Annotated in this window: 18 protein-coding genes; all 18 read left to right on the plus strand. The window is 47.7% G+C overall.

Annotated elements, in window-relative coordinates:
- Positions 1-6: 6 nt before the first annotated feature.
- Genes G3M65_RS01685 through G3M65_RS01770 form a run of 18 tightly spaced genes read left to right on the plus strand, consistent with a single transcriptional unit; the run spans position 7 to position 17,206 of the window.
- Positions 7-612 (plus strand): NuoI/complex I 23 kDa subunit family protein, encoded by a 606-nt coding sequence (locus tag G3M65_RS01685; protein WP_173832843.1) that lies wholly within the window; start codon positions 7-9, stop codon positions 610-612.
- Positions 600-1,088, plus strand: a complete 489-nt coding sequence (locus G3M65_RS01690; protein WP_173832844.1) for an NADH-quinone oxidoreductase subunit J family protein — start codon at positions 600-602, stop codon at positions 1,086-1,088. Before G3M65_RS01685 ends, G3M65_RS01690 begins: the two co-directional genes overlap by 13 nt.
- Entirely contained in the window at positions 1,085-1,387 is a 303-nt protein-coding gene (gene nuoK, locus G3M65_RS01695) for an NADH-quinone oxidoreductase subunit NuoK (RefSeq protein ID WP_173832845.1), read from the plus strand. The genes G3M65_RS01690 and nuoK (G3M65_RS01695) overlap by 4 nt, the downstream gene beginning before the upstream one ends.
- Position 1,388: 1 nt before the next feature.
- Positions 1,389-3,302, plus strand: coding sequence for an NADH-quinone oxidoreductase subunit L (gene nuoL, locus G3M65_RS01700; RefSeq protein ID WP_173832846.1), 1,914 nt, complete (start codon positions 1,389-1,391; stop codon positions 3,300-3,302).
- Between the two features lie 4 nt (positions 3,303-3,306).
- Complete coding sequence (locus tag G3M65_RS01705; protein WP_173832847.1) at positions 3,307-4,806, plus strand: complex I subunit 4 family protein; 1,500 nt, start codon at positions 3,307-3,309, stop codon at positions 4,804-4,806.
- Between the two features lies 1 nt (position 4,807).
- Positions 4,808-6,262, plus strand: coding sequence for an NADH-quinone oxidoreductase subunit N (locus G3M65_RS01710; protein WP_173832848.1), 1,455 nt, complete (start codon positions 4,808-4,810; stop codon positions 6,260-6,262).
- A gap of 4 nt (positions 6,263-6,266) precedes the next feature.
- The gene (locus G3M65_RS01715; protein WP_173832849.1) at positions 6,267-6,638 is read left to right on the plus strand and encodes an NADH-quinone oxidoreductase subunit A; all 372 of its coding nucleotides are present in this window, start codon (positions 6,267-6,269) and stop codon (positions 6,636-6,638) included.
- Positions 6,639-6,649: 11 nt separating this feature from the next.
- Positions 6,650-8,365 (plus strand): NADH-quinone oxidoreductase subunit D, encoded by a 1,716-nt coding sequence (locus G3M65_RS01720; RefSeq protein WP_173832850.1) that lies wholly within the window; start codon positions 6,650-6,652, stop codon positions 8,363-8,365.
- Positions 8,362-8,868: a Uma2 family endonuclease gene (locus G3M65_RS01725; RefSeq protein WP_173832851.1), complete on the plus strand. Its 507-nt coding sequence runs from the start codon at positions 8,362-8,364 to the stop codon at positions 8,866-8,868. The genes G3M65_RS01720 and G3M65_RS01725 overlap by 4 nt, the downstream gene beginning before the upstream one ends.
- Positions 8,869-8,870: 2 nt before the next feature.
- A complete protein-coding gene (gene nuoH / locus G3M65_RS01730; protein WP_173832852.1) occupies positions 8,871-9,920 on the plus strand; it encodes an NADH-quinone oxidoreductase subunit NuoH in 1,050 nt (349 codons plus the stop codon).
- Positions 9,921-9,922: 2 nt separating this feature from the next.
- Positions 9,923-10,435, plus strand: a complete 513-nt coding sequence (locus G3M65_RS01735; protein WP_173832853.1) for a Uma2 family endonuclease — start codon at positions 9,923-9,925, stop codon at positions 10,433-10,435.
- Between the two features lie 3 nt (positions 10,436-10,438).
- A complete protein-coding gene (locus tag G3M65_RS01740; RefSeq protein WP_173832854.1) occupies positions 10,439-11,062 on the plus strand; it encodes a NuoI/complex I 23 kDa subunit family protein in 624 nt (207 codons plus the stop codon).
- Positions 11,059-11,592, plus strand: coding sequence for an NADH-quinone oxidoreductase subunit J family protein (locus tag G3M65_RS01745; RefSeq protein ID WP_173832855.1), 534 nt, complete (start codon positions 11,059-11,061; stop codon positions 11,590-11,592). Before G3M65_RS01740 ends, G3M65_RS01745 begins: the two co-directional genes overlap by 4 nt.
- The gene (gene nuoK / locus G3M65_RS01750) at positions 11,573-11,881 is read left to right on the plus strand and encodes an NADH-quinone oxidoreductase subunit NuoK (protein ID WP_173832856.1); all 309 of its coding nucleotides are present in this window, start codon (positions 11,573-11,575) and stop codon (positions 11,879-11,881) included. Before G3M65_RS01745 ends, nuoK (G3M65_RS01750) begins: the two co-directional genes overlap by 20 nt.
- Before the next feature lies 1 nt (position 11,882).
- On the plus strand, positions 11,883-13,709 hold the full coding sequence (nuoL, locus tag G3M65_RS01755) for an NADH-quinone oxidoreductase subunit L (protein ID WP_173832857.1): 1,827 nt from the start codon (positions 11,883-11,885) through the stop codon (positions 13,707-13,709).
- A 3-nt stretch (positions 13,710-13,712) separates the two neighbouring features.
- Entirely contained in the window at positions 13,713-15,188 is a 1,476-nt protein-coding gene (locus tag G3M65_RS01760) for a complex I subunit 4 family protein (protein WP_173832858.1), read from the plus strand.
- A gap of 3 nt (positions 15,189-15,191) precedes the next feature.
- A complete protein-coding gene (locus G3M65_RS01765) occupies positions 15,192-16,574 on the plus strand; it encodes an NADH-quinone oxidoreductase subunit N (RefSeq protein WP_173832859.1) in 1,383 nt (460 codons plus the stop codon).
- Entirely contained in the window at positions 16,574-17,206 is a 633-nt protein-coding gene (locus tag G3M65_RS01770; protein WP_173832860.1) for an MBL fold metallo-hydrolase, read from the plus strand. The genes G3M65_RS01765 and G3M65_RS01770 overlap by 1 nt, the downstream gene beginning before the upstream one ends.
- Positions 17,207-17,279 lie beyond the last annotated feature (73 nt).

A 17,279-nucleotide genomic window follows, 5' to 3' on the forward strand; every position in this document is an offset into this window, starting at 1 on the left:
CCCACTATGGGTATAAAGAAAGTAGACAGGAAGGCTTTTCTTAACCTGTTAGAAACTGTGTTCTTTGTAGATTTCATAAAGGGTCTTTCCGTGACCCTCACAAACCTTTTCAGAAGACCTATAACCACCAACTACCCTATAGAAAAACTCACACCACCTAAGCGATACAGAGGAGCTCACGGGCACTTCGTGTGGGACGGCACAGAGCCAGACTCTCTGAAGGCTATAGAGAAATTTATGAGCTACGAAAAGGGTAAGAGCAGGTGTGTTGCCTGTTATATGTGTCAGACCGCCTGTCCTATGCCAACCCTCTTTAGGATAGAGGCGGTGCAGATGCCTGACGGCTCAAAAAAGGTGGTGCGTTTTGATATGAACCTGCTTAACTGTCTCTTTTGTGGTCTTTGTGTGGACGCCTGTCCTGTGGGCTGTCTTACCATGACGGACCTCTATGAACTGGCAGGATACACAAGGAGGTCTGCAGTCCTTAAGATGGACAGGCTTGAGGAAAACGCCATAGACTGGAAAAAGAGAAGAGGCTCTGAGCCAGACCGTATCTGGATAGATGACCAGCAAAGAGAAAAGCTCTGGGGGAAGATAGAATGGAGTGGTTGATATTTGCCTTACTTGCCTCTTGGGCGGTGGTTTCTGCCATGGGTGTGCTTTTTCTTAAAAACCCGGTTCATGCCATACTATCCTTTATAAGCCTTATACTTGCGGTGGCAGGCATGTTTTTGCACATGAGAGCAGAGCTACTGGCAGGCTTGCAGTTAATTATCTATGCGGTTGCCATAGTGGTCTTCTATGTGCTTGTGATAACCACCATACCCTGGGAGAAGGTAAAGAGGTTTGAGGGCTTCTACAAAAGGGAATTTCTCTTAGGCTTTCCTGTGCTACTTGTGAGCTTTATTTTGTTTGCTTATGCCATAATGAAGGGGAGCTTTGCCAACCTTGGCTCTCAGGCAAGGGACAATGTGAAAGAGGTGGGCAAAAGTCTTTTCACCACTTACCTCTTTCCTCTTGAAGTGGCTTCTGTTATACTATTGACCGCCATGATAGGAGCCATACTTCTTGGGAGGAAAGAGGAGTGACCATAGAAAAGGCTTATCTTCTCATAAGCATCTTTTTATTCCTTTCTGGCGTGCTTGGTGTTATCATAAGGAAGAACCTTATAACACTGCTTATAAGCACAGAGCTCATGCTAAACGGGGTGAACCTTGCTCTTGTAAGCGTGGACAGGATAGTAGGCGGTATAGAGGGGCAGGTCTTTGCCCTCTTTATACTGGCGGTGGCTGCCTCTGAGGTGGCAGTAGGTCTTGGTCTTATAGTTGCCCTCTTTAGGCTCAGAGGCTACGAAGGCTCTTCTGAGATAACGCATTTGAGGGACTAAGATGGAAGGGCTGGCGGTTCTACTTTCACCTCTTATAGCCTTTTTGATAATAGGCCTCTTTGGCTCAAGAATGGGCGATATGGCAAGTGCCTTGCTCTGCATCCTGGGCGGTGCTTTCTCCTTCCTCTTCTCCCTGTGGGCTACCTTCAAAGCCCTCAACGAGCCCTTTACTGTCAAGCTATACAACTTTTTGCCTCTGGGTGATTATACCCTCTCTCTGGGTCTTTACTTTGACCCTCTGTCTTCTGTTACTGCCTCTGTGGTCACTCTTGTGGCTACTCTTATTTTTATCTACTCTGTGGGCTATATGTCTAATCTCTTCGGTCAGTGGACTTTTAAGTTCTATGCCTATCTCTCTCTTTTCCTCTTTGCCATGCTCCTTATTGTGCTTTCGGACAACCTTCTTGGGCTTTTCTTTGGCTGGGAAGGTGTGGGTCTTGCCTCTTATCTGCTTATTGGATACTTCCACACTCAGAAAAAGGCTGCTAATGCCTCCCTTGAGGCTTTTACTCTAAATCGTATCGGAGACTGGTTTTTCCTCTTTGGTATCATTGCCACCTTTTACCTTTTTGGTTCTTTGTCTATTCTTGACATTTTTGGCAAGGTCTCTGAGGTGGACAAGGCACTTCTTGGTCTTGCTTGCCTTTTGCTTTTTGGTGGTGCGGTAGGGAAGTCTGGTCAACTGCCTCTGCATACTTGGCTTCCTAATGCTATGGCTGGTCCTACTCCTGTTTCTGCCCTTTTGCACGCTGCTACCATGGTGGCAGCGGGTGTTTATATGGTTGCAAGGCTCTATCCCATGTTTGAAAACGCACCACAGAGTTTGAAGGTTGTTGCCCTTGTGGGAGGTATAACCGCCCTCTTTGCAGGACTTTCCGCCACCTCTCACACAGACATAAAGAAGATTATCGCCTTTTCCACCATGAGCCAGCTGGGACTTATGTTTTTGGCTTTGGGTCTTGGGGACAGGATGTCCGCCATGTTTCACCTTACCACTCATGCCTTTTTCAAAGCTCTACTTTTCCTCTCTGCAGGTTCAATAATCCACGCCTTTCACCATCATGTGCATGACATATACGAGACTGGAGGTTTGAAAAGATACATGCCCATAACCTATGGAAGTTTTCTCGTGGGAGCATTGGCATTGGCGGGAATATTTCCACTATCAGGTTTTTGGAGCAAGGACCTTATAGTGGCAACTGCGTATGAAGTGAGCTTTTTCTGGGGTGTGCTTGTGTCTGTGGTGAGTTTTTTGACTGCCTATTACATATTCAGGGAGGGCTTTGTAATGTTTCATGGCAAGGAACACTTCAGGTACGAGCATGAAAAGGAGCCACATGAGAGTCCTGGCGTGATGGCGATACCCATGCTTATGTTGGCTGTGATGGCGGTGTCCGCAGGGTTTTTTGAGGGGTGGTATGGGGGTGTGATGGGAGTGAAGAAAGAACTTCATTTGAATATTGCCCTACTCTCTATGGGTGTAGCATTGGCGGGCATAGGTGTGGCATATCTTGTGTATGTGAGAGGACTGATAGACCCACAGAAGGCATATGAGGCTCTCAAGCCTTTGCATACTACCTTCAAAGAGCAGTTCTTTACTGAGAGGCTTTACCACAGGGGTATAGCAAGGGGGTATATGGGTCTCTCAAGGGCTCTCTTTTTGGCAGGCGACAGGGTGCTAATAGATGGCTTTATAAACCTTCTTAACTTCCTCTACCTTAGAGTGGTCAAGTTCCTCTGGATGAAGCTGGACATAATGCTTGTAGACCTTTTTGTCAACGGCGTGGCAAAGGTTTCCTACTGGACGGGCAAAAGGGTAAGGAACATACAGACGGGACTTCTTAACAACTATGTGAGCTTTCTGCTACTGGGTGTGGTCTTTATACTGGGCGTAATTCTATACAGCATGAGGTGAAGGGATGGAAGGCTTTCCTTTGGCTTCTGTGAGCATGCTTTTGCCCCTCGTGGGCAGTGTATTGATAGTCTTTGCAAGGGAGGAGTTTTCCAAGTGGATAGCGGTCCTTTTCAGCGGTCTTGTCTTTGTGCTTTCTCTTCTCTCCCTGTTTTTCTTTGACTTTTCAAAAGCGGACCGCTTTCAGTTTGTAGAGAAATACCCCCTTATTCCCGAGCTAAACCTAAGCCTACATCTGGGCTTTGACGGGCTTTCTTATCTTATGTATATACTAACCACCCTTGTATCCCTCGTGGCACTCCTCTGGTCCACCAGAGACCATCAGATAAGCCACCGCCTCAAAGAGTATTACATATGGTTTCTGCTAACGGAAACCTTCCTTGTGGGCGTCTTTGCAAGCCTTGACCTTATGGTCTTCTATGTATTTTATGAACTTACCCTTGTTCCTATGTTCTTTGTCATAGGTATATGGGGCTACAAGCTCAGGCTTTATTCTGCGTATAAGTTCTTCATATACATCTTTGTTTCCTCTTTGTTACTTCTGCTTGGTATTGTGAGCCTTGCGGTTCAACATTATAGACAGTTTAGCAAGTTCTCCTTTAACTATCTTGACCTTATAAACAATCAGTATGACCTTACCTTTGAGGTCTTTATGTTCCTTCTCTTTCTAATAGCCTTTGCGGTCAAAACGCCCATCGTGCCCTTCCATACATGGCTTCCGGACGCTCACGGAGAGGCACCAACCGCAGGCTCTGTGGTGCTGGCAGCAGTTCTTCTCAAGATGGGCACCTATGCCCTTCTTAGGTTCAACATAGGTCTCTTCCCAGAAGCCTCTGTGTTCCTCATGCCCATAATGGTGTTGTGGGGCATATTCTCCATAGTCTTCGCCTCGTGGTTTACCATAAGCCAGAGCAATGTAAAGAGGTTCGTAGCCTACTCTTCTGTGAGCCATATGGGCTTTGTGGTAACGGGTATGTTTCTCCTCAACGCAGAGGGTCTTAGAGCCAGCATAACGGAGATGTTTGCCCACGGGCTTACCTCCTCCGCTCTCTTTATGATGGCGGGCTTTATCTACAACAGACTTCATAGCTTTAACATGCAAGCCCTAAGGGGAAGTATAAAGTTTATGCCCCTCTTTGCGGTTCTTGTGGCAATAACAGGCTTTTCCTCCATGGGGCTTCCCGGCGGGTCTTCCTTCTGGGGCAAGTTTCTTACCATAGTGGGTGCCAGAGAATACACCCTGCTCCTTGCCTTCCTTGTGATAGTGGGTGCCTTTTTCAGTGCGGTATACGTGCTTTATCTCCTAAAGACCTTATACCTTGACACAAAGGAAGAAAGCAGGCTAGTCCACTTTACAGACCTTAGGGGCTTCAAGCTCACCGCCTTCTTGTTGGTGGTCTTTCCCATGTTTATAGTGGGCTTTTTGCCCTTCTTGTTCTTTGCCTTTTACGACCCATATATAGACAGCCTGCTTAAATATCTTCTTTCAAGGGTGGCTGGAGGCTAAGATGGAACAACTCATAAGGATAGAGATACCTAACCTGTGGCTCCTGCTTCCAGAGCTTGTGGTTCTTATTACTGGCTTTGCCCTTTTCAGTCTTGAGCTTCTCTACAAGAGGCTCAACCACGCCCTTGCCATAAGCGTCAGCCTGGTAGGCTATCTCCTTGCCTTCCTGCTTCTCCTTTTCAACTGGGGCATAGAGGGTGAGACCTTCTACGGGCTCTACAAAAGAGACGAATTTTCCAACCTTATGCAGGCTTTTATGCTAATCCTTACCATGGCACTCTTGGGCTTTAATTACCTCTATTATAAACACAGACGCTCTCTCTATGGCGAATTCTACTACATACTGAGCTTTGCCCTCATAGGGGGTATGTTTTTGGTCTCCTCTTACAACCTTGTAGTTCTGTATGTTGCCCTTGAGGCGGTTTCCATCGCCTTCTACATACTCACCGCTTTGCTGAGGTCTGACTTTAACTCCAAGGAGGGTGCCTTTAAATACCTTATGCTTGGTGGTCTTTCCATAGCCTTGGCTTCCTACGGTGCGGGCTTTATGTATCTCTATTCGGGTTCACTTGACCTTCGGTATATCCTCACCCATGTGGGTGAAAACCACTACTTTTTGGTGCTGGGGCTTGTGCTGTTTTTAATAGGCTTTGCCATAAAGATCGGTGCGGTGCCCTTCCACTTTTGGCTTCCAGACGCCTACCAGGGTGCGCCCACGCCCATCACCGCCTACATGGCGTCCGTGGGAAAGCTGGCTTTCTTTGCACCCCTTGTGAGGATTATGCCCTTGGTGCAAGAGCATTTTGCCTATGCATGGATAACCACCGCGAGCATTATCTCTGCCCTTACCATGCTATATGGAAACCTCACCGCCCTTGTGCAAAAGGATGTGAAGAGGCTTCTTGCCTATTCTTCCATTGCCCACTCGGGATACATCATGGCAGGCATAGCGGTAGCGGAAGTTATAGGTCTTAAGGCGGTCATATACTTTCTGATCGCTTACTCTCTTATGGGCTTTGGCAGTTTTATGGTGCTTGCCCTCTTGGAGAGGGCGGAGGGTTGGGAAAATAGGCTTGAGCAGTTTTCTGGCATGAGGTTCTCAGCACCTTGGCTTGCCTTCTCCTTTATGATAATGCTCCTCGCCCTTCTGGGCGTGCCACCCACTGTGGGCTTTGTGGGCAAGGCACTTGTTTTCATGTCCCTATCCTTTGAGAGGCTTTGGTGGCTTGCCCTGGTGATGATAATCGCAACAGGCATATCCACAGGCTACTATCTGAGGATTACGGTGCTTATGTTTATGAAAGAAGGAGAAGAGGGACAACACCACATAGCGGTCTCCACGCTGGAAAAGTCCCTTATAGTTATCCTATCCCTAGCCCTTGTCCTTCTTGGAGCCCTGCCTATAATATTATGGAACTTTGTAAGCCCATCTGCAGAGAACCTTTTCATGAGGTGAAGAGATGGAATACATGGCACTTCTTATATTCTTTGGTATATTGCTCAGTATTGCGCTGGTCTTTGTCTTCATAAACAAGATACTGGGTCCCAAAAGCTCAGAGGCAATGCAGGATTATCCCTACGAGTGCGGTGTACCCCTTTACGACAAGTCCGCCCAGTCCACCTTCCATCAGGGATACTACCTGCTTGGTCTTTTGCTCCTGCTCTTTGACATAGAGGCTGCCTTTCTTTTCCCTTGGACTGTGGTCTATAGGCATTTGGGTATTTTTGGCTTTGTGGAAATGTTTCTTTTTATCCTTATCCTTACCTACGGGCTCTTGTACGCTTGGAGGAAGGGTGCCCTTGACTGGCAGTTTGAAGAGGAAAGTCTATAAAGGAGTTGGCTATGCCTTGGGCAAGAGGAGAAGAGTTCACCCAGCTAAAGGAGAGGTTTGAAGGGCTGGAAATTGAGGAAAAGCCCACTCTTACCGCCCTTCATGTGCCAAAGGCAAGGCTTATAGAGCTTCTTAAGGCTCTGAAGGAAGAAAGGGGCTACAAGCTCTTCATTGACCACTCGGTGGTGGACTTTCCTGACAAAAAACCTCGCTTTCAAGCCTTCTACATCCTCTACAACGTGGATGAGAAAAAGAGGGTAGTGGTAAAAACATGGACGGACGGAGAGCTACCTTCTATAGAAAGGCTTTGGTTTGCGGGCAAGTGGGCTGAGCGCGAGTGCTACGATATGTTTGGCATAAGGTATGAGGGGCACGAAAACTTAGTGCGTGCCTTTATGTGGGAAACCTACCAGCACTATCCTCTTAGAAAGGACTTTCCTCTTGAGGGCTATGCCACAGAATACTTGCCTTCCTTGAACGAGGTCCTATGGGGTGAAAACCTCAACGGTCTTATGAACTACGATAAGATGCACACGCCCGTGCCAACTCTAGAAGACCTTGAGATAACCGAAAAGAGAAGGCTTCAGAAAAAGGCTCAGATAGTGCTAAACTGGGGACCACTACATCCGGGAACGCACGGAACTATGTGGTTTCTCTTTGACCTTGAGGGGGAAAGGGTCTATCAGTGCGATGTGATACTGGGTCAGCTCCATAGGGGCGTGGAAAAGTTAGCAGAAAACGAGATGTATAACCAGTTTCTGGTCTACACAGACCGTATGGACTACCTTTCCGCCCTATGCTCCAATCAGGCTTGGGTTGTGGCAGTGGAGAGACTTCTCGGCATAGAAGACCTTGTTCCAGAAAAGGCAAAGTATATCCGCACTATGATGTCAGAGCTTCAGAGGATAAACTCTCACCTTTTGTGGCTTGGCACATACGCTCTTGACCTTGGAGCTCTAACCATATTCCTGTATGCCTTTAAGGAGAGAGAAAAACTTATGGACATTATAGAGGGTATAACTGGTGCAAGGCTCACCATCTCCTACACGAGGATAGGTGGTGTGCGTATGGACTTGCCAGAGGGTGCTCTGGAGGTAATAAAAGCCTTTATAAAGAGGTTTCCAAGGGAGCTAAAGGAGTGGGAGACCATACTCAGTAGGAACAGGATATGGCTAAGAAGAAACGTGGGAGTGGGAGTTATAAGCAAGGAGGATGTTTACTTCTATGGGCTCACAGGTCCAGTAGCCAGAGGCTCTGGCGTGCCTTACGATATAAGAAAGTTTGAACCCTACGATGCCTATCCATGGGTGGAGTTTGACATTCCCGTGGGAGAAAGTGGAGATGTGTATGATAGGTATCTGGTCAGGCTTGAGGAGATGAGACAGAGCCTTAGGATAATAGAGCAGTGTGTGGCGGTCCTTGAAAAACTCAAAAATGCACCCTTCTTTGCGGAATCTCCAGACCCTAAAAAGCTCAAGCTACCCCTTGACGGCATAGGTCTAAAGGTTCCAGAGGGAGAGATATACTCCTCAGGAGAAAACCCGAGAGGAGAGCTGGGCTTTTACATATACTCCACTGGTGGTGTCAAGCCCTACAGGGTAAAGATAAGACCAGGCTCCATGTATAACCTTTGCGTGTATCCCAAGCTTATGAAAGACCGCGTCATAGCGGATGCGGTTACCATCTTGGCAAGCATAGACCCAGTGGTAGGAGAGATAGACCGATGAAGCTAAGGCATCTGCCACATTACACTTATGAGGACTATACAAAATGGCAAGGAGACTGGGAGCTTATAGAGGGCGTTCCCTATGCTATGGCTTCGCCCAAATTTCCCCATCAGCGTCTTATGTTTGTGCTGGCAAGGCTTTTGGAAGACATGCTTGAAGAATGCGACTGTTTTGTGGTGGGAAAGCTTGACTGGGTCATATCGGAGGATACGGTTGTGAGACCAGACCTTGTAGTTTTGTGTGAAGAACCTCAGGACTACATAAGAAAAAGACCGGAGGTGGTCTTTGAGATAGTTTCAGAGAACTCAAGGGAGATGGATGAGTTTGTAAAGTTTAAGCTATACGAACAGCAAGCAGTGCCTTATTATGTGCTTTTGTATCCAGAAGGCAAAAGCTGGAAAGCCTACAGGTGGTCTCCACAGGGTTTTGTGCCTATGGAGAGGCTCTCTTTTAGTGTAAAAGGCTGTGCCTTTGAAATAGATACAGAAAGGCTCTGGAGGTAGACATGGAGAGCGTAGTCGCTTGGCTCATAATAACCCTAATAAAGATATTGGTAATATTGGGTATAGTTCTTGGTGTGGGTGCATATCTTACCTTGGTGGAGAGAAAGGTGGCGGCGCACATACAGAGAAGACCGGGTCCCATGGTGGTGGGTTGGCACGGGCTTTTGCAACCCCTTGCGGACGGTCTTAAGCTCCTCACAAAGGAAGACCTCTTTCCAAGATACGGAAACAAGTTTCTGTATAACCTTGCCCTTGTGATGGCTTTAGTGCCTGCGGTTTTGGTCTTTGCGGTAGTTCCCTTTGGTCCCGAGTTTGAGCTTTTTGGATACAAGATAAAGCCTATTCTCACCGATGTAAACATTGGTCTACTGCTTGTCTTTGCCCTTGGCTCTATGGCTGTCTTTGCCATAGCCTTGGCGGGGTGGGCTTCCAACTCCAAGTATGCGCTTATAGGCTCTATGAGAAAGGCAGGCATAGTGGTCTCCTACGAGGTGGTTATAACCTTTGCGGTCATGGGTCCCATCATACTGGCTGGAACCCTTTCCACTTACGACATAGTCCAAAAACAGATAGAGCAAAACCTCTGGTATATGTGGCTTCAGCCTATGGCTTTTGTGGTTTATATGTTTGCCATGCTTGCGGAAACTGGAAGAGTGCCCTTTGACATACAAGAGGCAGAGGCAGAGCTGGTGACAGGCTTTACCGTGGAATACGGTGGCATGAAGTTTGGTCTTTTCCCGCTGGTGGAGTGGTATATTGAGGTACTTTCCCTCTCCGCCATTGCGGTGGTGCTTTTCATGGGGGGCTGGTCGCCCATAAACATACCCTTCTTGGGCTTTGTTGACCCCCTCTTCTTCCTCGGACCCCTTTCCCCCTTTGTATGGTTCGTGTTAAAGGTCTCTGCTCTCTTTCTCTTTGTGCTGTGGCTTCACTGGACACTGCCAAGGTATAGGATTGACCAGATAACCGCAACCGCTTGGAAGGTGATGCTTCCCCTTACCTTTGTAAACCTGGTGCTCACCGCAGTTGTAGCACCCCTTATATGGAGGTAAGGATGAAACTAAGACACCTGCCCCATTACACCTATGAGGACTACGCAAGGTGGCAGGGAGACTGGGAGCTTATAGAAGGCATTCCCTACGCTATGGCTTCGCCCACAGGGATTCACCGTGTAGTGGTCTTTTGGTTGCAAAGGCTTTTGGCAAAAGAGCCTGAGAAAAACCCCTGCGATTGCGAAGTGGTATCAGAAGTAGACTGGGTAATCTCAGAGGATACGGTCCTAAGACCAGACGTGGCAATCCTGTGCGAGGAAGGGGAAGAATACATAAGAGAGACGCCCCTGCTTGTGGCAGAGGTGGTTTCAAAAAGCACCAAAAAACACTACGAAGGGCTAAAGTTTGAAAAATATGAGGAGGCAGGCGTGCCTTACCACCTGCTCCTCTATCCAGAAACCAAGAGTTGGAAGGTCTACAGAAACACACAAGAGGGCTTTGTAGCCATGGAAGGCTTAGAATTTCAGATAAAGGACTACAGGTTAGAGCTTGACCTAAAGAAGGTGTGGAGGTAAAGCATGGTAAAGAAGGTTTTTGAGAGACCCTTGAGCTGGCTTGAACGCATTTTGTTCCTTGACTTTATAAGAGGGCTGTCCATAACTATAAGGCACGCTTTTAGGAGAACCATCACCACCCACTACCCCTATGAGAAGCTCACACCGCCCAAGCGCTTCAGAGGTTTCTTCGGACACAAGGTGGTGGACGGTAAGGAGCCCCAGCCCGCCTTTGATGAGTGGGTAGAGAGGTTCAAAATAAAAGTAGAGCCAGGCAAAAGCAGGTGTGTGGTCTGCATGCTCTGCAAAAGGGCTTGTCCTGTGCCACAGCTCTTTGAGATAGAAGGTGAGAAACTGCCCGACGGCAGGAGGAGGGTCTCTGTCTTTAACATGAATATGATGCTTTGCACCTTTTGCGGTTTTTGTGTGGATGCATGCCCTGTGGACTGCCTTTTCCAGAGCGATATACACGAGACCGCCAGTTATACAAGAAAGGATGCGGTGCTTGACCTTGAGGTGTTAGAGAGAATTGGCAGAGACTGGCAAAGGAGAAGAGAAGAAGAACCAGATAGAATATGGATAGATGACTACCAAAGACAAAGGCTTTGGTATGAAAACGACCTTAAACTTCCGGAGGTGAAAAGGTGATACAGTGGCTGGTTTTTCTCCTCTTTTCCACCCTTGCAGTGGTCTCCGCCCTTGGGGTGTTGCTTCTGGCAAACCCCATATATGTGATACTTTCCCTCCTCTCTGTGCTGGTGGCGGTGGCTGGCGTCTTCTTCGTGGCTGGTGCAGAGCTGGTGGGTGCCTTACAGCTCCTCATATACGCGGTGGCAGTGACTGTCTTTTATGTCTTTGTGCTTACCGCAGTCCCGTGGGAGAAGGCTCTGAAAAAGGACTCCCACTACAGGGTAGAGGGCGTGCTTTCTTTTCCTTTGGTGCTTCTGCTATATACGGAGATGCTCTTGGTGTTCCTCATAGGTGCAACCGTGTCCCCAAAGGGACAGTTTAGGGAGTTTGTAAAGCAATTTGGCAATGTGGAGGTGATAGGTGGTATACTCTTTAGCAAGTATTTCCTTGCCTTTGAGCTTGTCTCTTTGGTGCTACTTATTGGCATGATAGGAGCGGTGATAATAGGAAGGAAGGAGGCACAAACCTATGACAACCATACCCCTTGAGGCATACTTGACCCTTAGCGTAATTCTCTTTGGGCTTGGCGTCTTTGGTATGATAGTGCGTAGAAACATGGTAACCGTTCTTATGAGCATGGAGCTTGCCCTAAATGCGGTCAATGTGCTCTTTGTGGGTGCGGATGCACACCTAAGCCTTGTGGACGGTCAGGTCTTTGCCCTTTTTATAATAGCCCTTGCCGCAGCAGAGGCAGCGGTAGGTCTTGGTATAATAATAGCCATATTTAGGCTTAGAAAGGTAGACTCTACCGATGAAATAACAGACATGAGAGGGTAAGATGGAGATACTGGTTCTACTTTCACCTCTTATAGCCTTTTTGATAATAGCCCTCTTTGGCTCAAGAATGGGCGATATGGCAAGTGCCTTGCTCTGCATCCTGGGCGGTGCTTTCTCCTTCCTCTTCTCCCTGTGGGCTACCTTCAAAGCCCTCAACGAGCCCTTTACTGTCAAGCTATACAACTTTTTGCCTCTGGGTGATTATACCCTCTCTTTGGGTCTATACTTTGACCCACTGTCCTCTATAACCGCCTCTGTGGTTACCTTCGTAGCTACTCTTATCTTCATATACTCTGTAGGCTATATGTCTGACCTCTTCGGTCAGTGGACTTTTAAGTTCTATGCCTATCTCTCTCTTTTCCTCTTTGCCATGCTCCTTATTGTGCTTTCAGACAACCTTCTTGGTCTCTTCTTCGGTTGGGAAGGTGTGGGTCTTGCCTCTTATCTGCTTATTGGATACTTCCACACTCAGAAAAAGGCTGCTAATGCCTCCCTTGAGGCTTTTACTCTAAATCGTATCGGAGACTGGTTTTTCCTCTTTGGTATCATTGCCACATTCTACCTCTTTGGTTCTTTGTCTATTCTTGACATTTTTGGCAAGGTCTCTGAGGTGGACAAGGCACTTCTTGGTCTTGCTTGCCTTTTGCTTTTTGGTGGTGCGGTAGGAAAGTCTGGTCAACTGCCTCTGCATACTTGGCTTCCTAATGCTATGGCTGGTCCTACTCCTGTTTCTGCCCTTTTGCACGCTGCTACCATGGTGGCAGCGGGTGTGTATATGGTGGCAAGGCTCTATCCTATGTTTGAGAACGCTCCTCAGAGTTTAAAGGTTGTTGCTCTCGTGGGAGGTCTAACAGCCCTCTTTGCAGGACTTTCTGCCACTTCTCACACGGACATAAAGAAGATAATAGCCTTTTCTACCATGAGCCAGCTGGGACTTATGTTTTTGGCACTTGGTCTTGGGGATAGGTTCTCTGCCATGTTTCACCTTACCACTCATGCCTTTTTCAAGGCATTGCTATTTCTTGCTGCTGGCTCTGTTATTCATGCCTTTCACCACCATGTGCATGACATATACGAAACAGGGGGTCTTAAAAGATACATGCCCATAACCTATGGTAGTTTTCTGGTGGGTGCTTTGGCTTTGGCGGGTGTGTTTCCCCTTTCTGGCTTTTGGAGCAAAGACCTTATTGTGTCAACCGCTTATGAGGCGAGCTTTTTCTGGGGTGTGCTTGTGTCTGTGGTGAGTTTTTTGACTGCCTATTACATATTCAGGGAGGGCTTTGTAATGTTTCATGGCAAGGAACACTTCAGGCACGAGCATGAAAAGGAGCCACATGAGAGTCCTGGCGTGATGGCAATACCCATGCTTTTGTTAGCCCTAATGGCGGTGGTAGCAGGGTTTTTTGAGGGCTGGTATGGGGGTGTGATGGGAGTGAAGAAAGAACTTCATTTGAATATTGCCCTACTCTCTATGGGTGTAGCATTGGCGGGCATAGGTGTGGCATATCTTGTGTATGTGAGAGGACTGATAGACCCACAGAAGGCATATGAGGCTCTTAAGCCTTTGCATACTACCTTCAAAGAGCAGTTCTTTACTGAGAGGCTTTACCATAGGGTGTTGGCTGGTGGATACCTCTTTTACTCTAAAATACTCTACATGACTTCAGAAAGACAGCTCATAGACGGGCTTGTGAACGTTACTTATCCAGCAGTGAAAGGTGCAGGCAGTGTCCTTAGACAGCTTCAAGGAGGCAAGCTAAACCTCTATGCCTTCTTTATAGCCCTTGGCTTTTCCTTGCTTCTTCTTATAACAATCCTATGGAGGTAAAAGATGGAAAACCTTCTGAGCCTTGCCATATTCCTGCCCTTATTGGGTTCTTTACTGGTTGCCATAGTGAGGAAGGAGAAGTTCTCAAAGTTCCTTTCTCTGGGCATTTCCTCTGTAGTCTTTCTCATAGTGTTATATCTATTTCTCAACTTTGACTGGTCCGCCCAAGGCTTTCAGTATAGGACAAAGGTGGACTGGATTCCTTCTCTTGGTATCTCCTACCATGTGGGTGTGGATGGCATGGCCATATCCTTGCTTTTGATGACCTCTTTGGTCTTTGTGGTGGCCTTTCTGTGGTCTTTGAAGGTAGAGGACAGGCCCAACCTCTACTTTGCCCTGTTTCTTGCCCTTGAGACCGCCTGTTTGGGTGTCTTCTCCGCCTTGGACTTTTTCCTCTTTTACCTCTTCTGGGAGGGTATGCTCATCCCCATGTATTTCATCATAGGTCTGTGGGGACACGACAGGAAGGTCTACGCCGCAAACAAGTTCTTTGTATATACCTTCTTCGGTAGTATTTTCCTCCTCCTTGGGCTTGCCAGCATAGTGGTCTACGGCTACATAATGACTGGAAAGCTCTCCTTTGACTATCTGTTCCATCTTAGCTTTTCCTATCCTATGATCTTGCAAACCGCCGCCTTCCTGCTTTTTGGGCTTGGCTTTGCGGTAAAGATTCCCATGTGGCCCGTGCATACATGGCTTCCGGACGCCCACGTGGAGGCTCCCACTGCTGGCTCTGTGGTGCTAGCAGCAGTTCTTCTCAAGATGGGTACCTTTGGCTTTGTGCGATACTCCTTGCCCCTCTTCCCCGATGCGAGCAAATACTTCATACCCCTTATCTTCTTCCTGAGCGTGGTTGCCATTATATACACAGCCATGATGGCCATAGCCCAGACGCATATAAAGAGGCTTATTGCTTACTCTTCCATAAGCCACATGGGGGTGGTAACCCTTGGCACCTTTGCCATGGACCTAAACGCCCTCAATGGTGCCATATACATGATGGTAGCCCACGGGCTCTCTTCTGCAGCCCTATTTATGTCCGCAGGCTTTATCTATGACCGGGTGCACTCTTATCATATGGATGACCTTGGAGGGCTTGCCCGCTATGTGCCAAAGCTGGCAGTGCTTTTTATGATCTCTGGGCTTGCGGGCATAGGCTTTCCTGGGCTTGCAGGCTTCGTGGCAGAGTTTCTTGTGTTCCTTGGCACTTACAAAAACTTCCCCGTTTGGTCCTTCATAGCGGGTGTGGGCGTGGTACTATCCGCTGCATATTTCCTCTACATGTATAAGAGGGTCATGTTTGAAGAGGAGACCATATCCGAATACAGGTTGGAAAAGTGGAGACATTTAAAGGACCTGGAAGCCCACCACATACTATCTTTCATTCTCATAATAGCTTCTGCTTTCCTGCTTGGGCTTTATCCCTATCCCTTCATCAAGGTTATAGAGCAAACCTCACGATATGTGCTTGGAGGTTGAGTGATGAATTGGAATGTCCTAATTCCCGAGCTTGTGCTTTCTTTGGGGATACTCCTGGTCTTCGTGCTTGACCTTTTCTCTGACAAAAAACACTACAGGGCTCTTAGCATCCTCTCCGCCCTCGTGCCTATCGCATCCCTTATAAGCCTTCTCTTTGTGCAGTATCCGGCGAAAGCCCTCTTTGACCTTTTTGAGGTAAACGCCCTCAACCTGCTTGGAAAGGCTGTCCTTTATATGCTTACAAGCCTTGTGCTTTTTTCCATGCACGACTACTACAAGAAAAAGGACTCCGTTTACACAGAGCTTTCATACCTTCCCCTTCTTTCAACCCTTGGGCTTTCCATACTTGTGTCTTCAAAGAACCTCCTTCTGCTTTTTGTGTCCCTTGAGCTTGCCAGCATAGGCATGTATGTAATGGTCTCCCTCCTGAGGGGTGATGTCCTTTCAAAGGAGGCGGGCTACAAATACCTTATCATAGGCTCTGTAGGCACCTCCATGCTTGCCCTTGGCTCTGTCTTCTACTATGCCAGCACGGGAACCCTTTTTTTCAGAGAATATCGGGATGAGAACAGCCTCTTTATGCTCTCCATGCTCCTCTTGCTGTCCGCCCTTGCCCTAAAGGCTTCTGCAGTGCCTTACCACTTTTGGACACCGGATGCCTACGAGGGTGCACCTACACCTATAACGGGCTACCTGTCCTCTGTGCCAAAGGTTGCCCTTTACTTTCTCCTTGTTCAGCTCCTTGGCTACTTCTACCATCTCAAGCAGTGGCTTGTGCTTGTGGCTCTTCTTTCCCTTCTTTCCATGTTCTACGCCAACTTCGTGGCTTACGCCCAGCGATCCGTCAAGAGGCTATTGGCTTACTCCACCATCGCCCACGCAGGCTATTTTCTTCTTGGTATAAGCACTGTAGACCCTTACCTTCAGAAGGCTCTTCTTTTCTATGTTTCCCTGTATGCCTTCGCAAGCCTTGGTGCTTTTACCCTCCTGTCTGTGCTTGAGAAGAAGCCCGGCTTTTCCCATCATATGTTAGACTACAGGGGGCTTTTCAAGGAACATCCAGTCCTTGCATCCCTCCTTGCCCTATTCCTCTTTGCCTTCATCGGTATACCGCCCATGGCTCTCTTTGTAGGAAAACTGGGCCTCTTTATGGGTCTTGTCAACACCTTGCTTTTACCCCTAGCCCTTGCCTTCGTGGTTGCCAGCATCATATCTGCCGGCTACTACCTGAGGGTTATAGTCTCCATGTTCCTTGAAGAGGGTGAAAAGAGGTTTCCACCCACAAAGGTATCTGGCGGTGAAGCCCTCACATTACTCCTTTGCTCTCTGTTTGTGGTCTTGCTTGGCATATTCCCACACCTGCTCTATGACCTCATAAGGATCTGATGATACTGAAGGTCTTGCCAGTAGGAATTCTCTCTGTTAACTGCTCTTTGTTAGTGGACGAGGAGAGTGGTCAAGCCCTTGTAGTAGACCCGGGGGCGGACGCTCATAAAATAATCAGAGAATTAGAACATTACCAACTTGTAGGTATAGTAGCAACCCATGGACATATAGACCACGTGGGTCAGGTAAGGACTCTAAAGGAGAGATTCAACGCACCTTTCTATCTACACCCTATGGACAGATTTCTGATAAACGACCCCATATGGCAGGGCTTTGAAAGACAGATAGAGGCAAACCTCCCCTGTCCAGAGCCAGACATAGAGCTAAAGGACAAAATGGAGATAAAACTGGGAAACACCACCCTTTGCATAATCCACACCCCCGGACACACTCCTGGTCTTTGCTGTCTCTATGAGGAAAAGAGCAAAATCCTCATAGCAGGAGACCTGCTCTTTAGAGGTGGAGTAGGCAGATGGGACTTACCCGGCGGAGACCTCAACGCACTAAGAAACTCCCTAAGGAGAATCTTTTCAGAGCTTGAGGACGATGTATTGGTAATATGCGGACACTACGAGGAGACTACCATAGGACAGGAAAGAAAGTTCAACCCATACCTAAGACAGCTGTTATAATATTTTTGAGGCTAACTTAGGGGCTAAAAACCCCTTGACATCTTGGCAACTGAATAGGGCTTTTGCTTCTTGA

It is taken from the genome of Hydrogenobacter sp. T-8 (assembly GCF_011006175.1).
Lineage (GTDB): Bacteria > Aquificota > Aquificia > Aquificales > Aquificaceae > Pampinifervens > Pampinifervens florentissimum.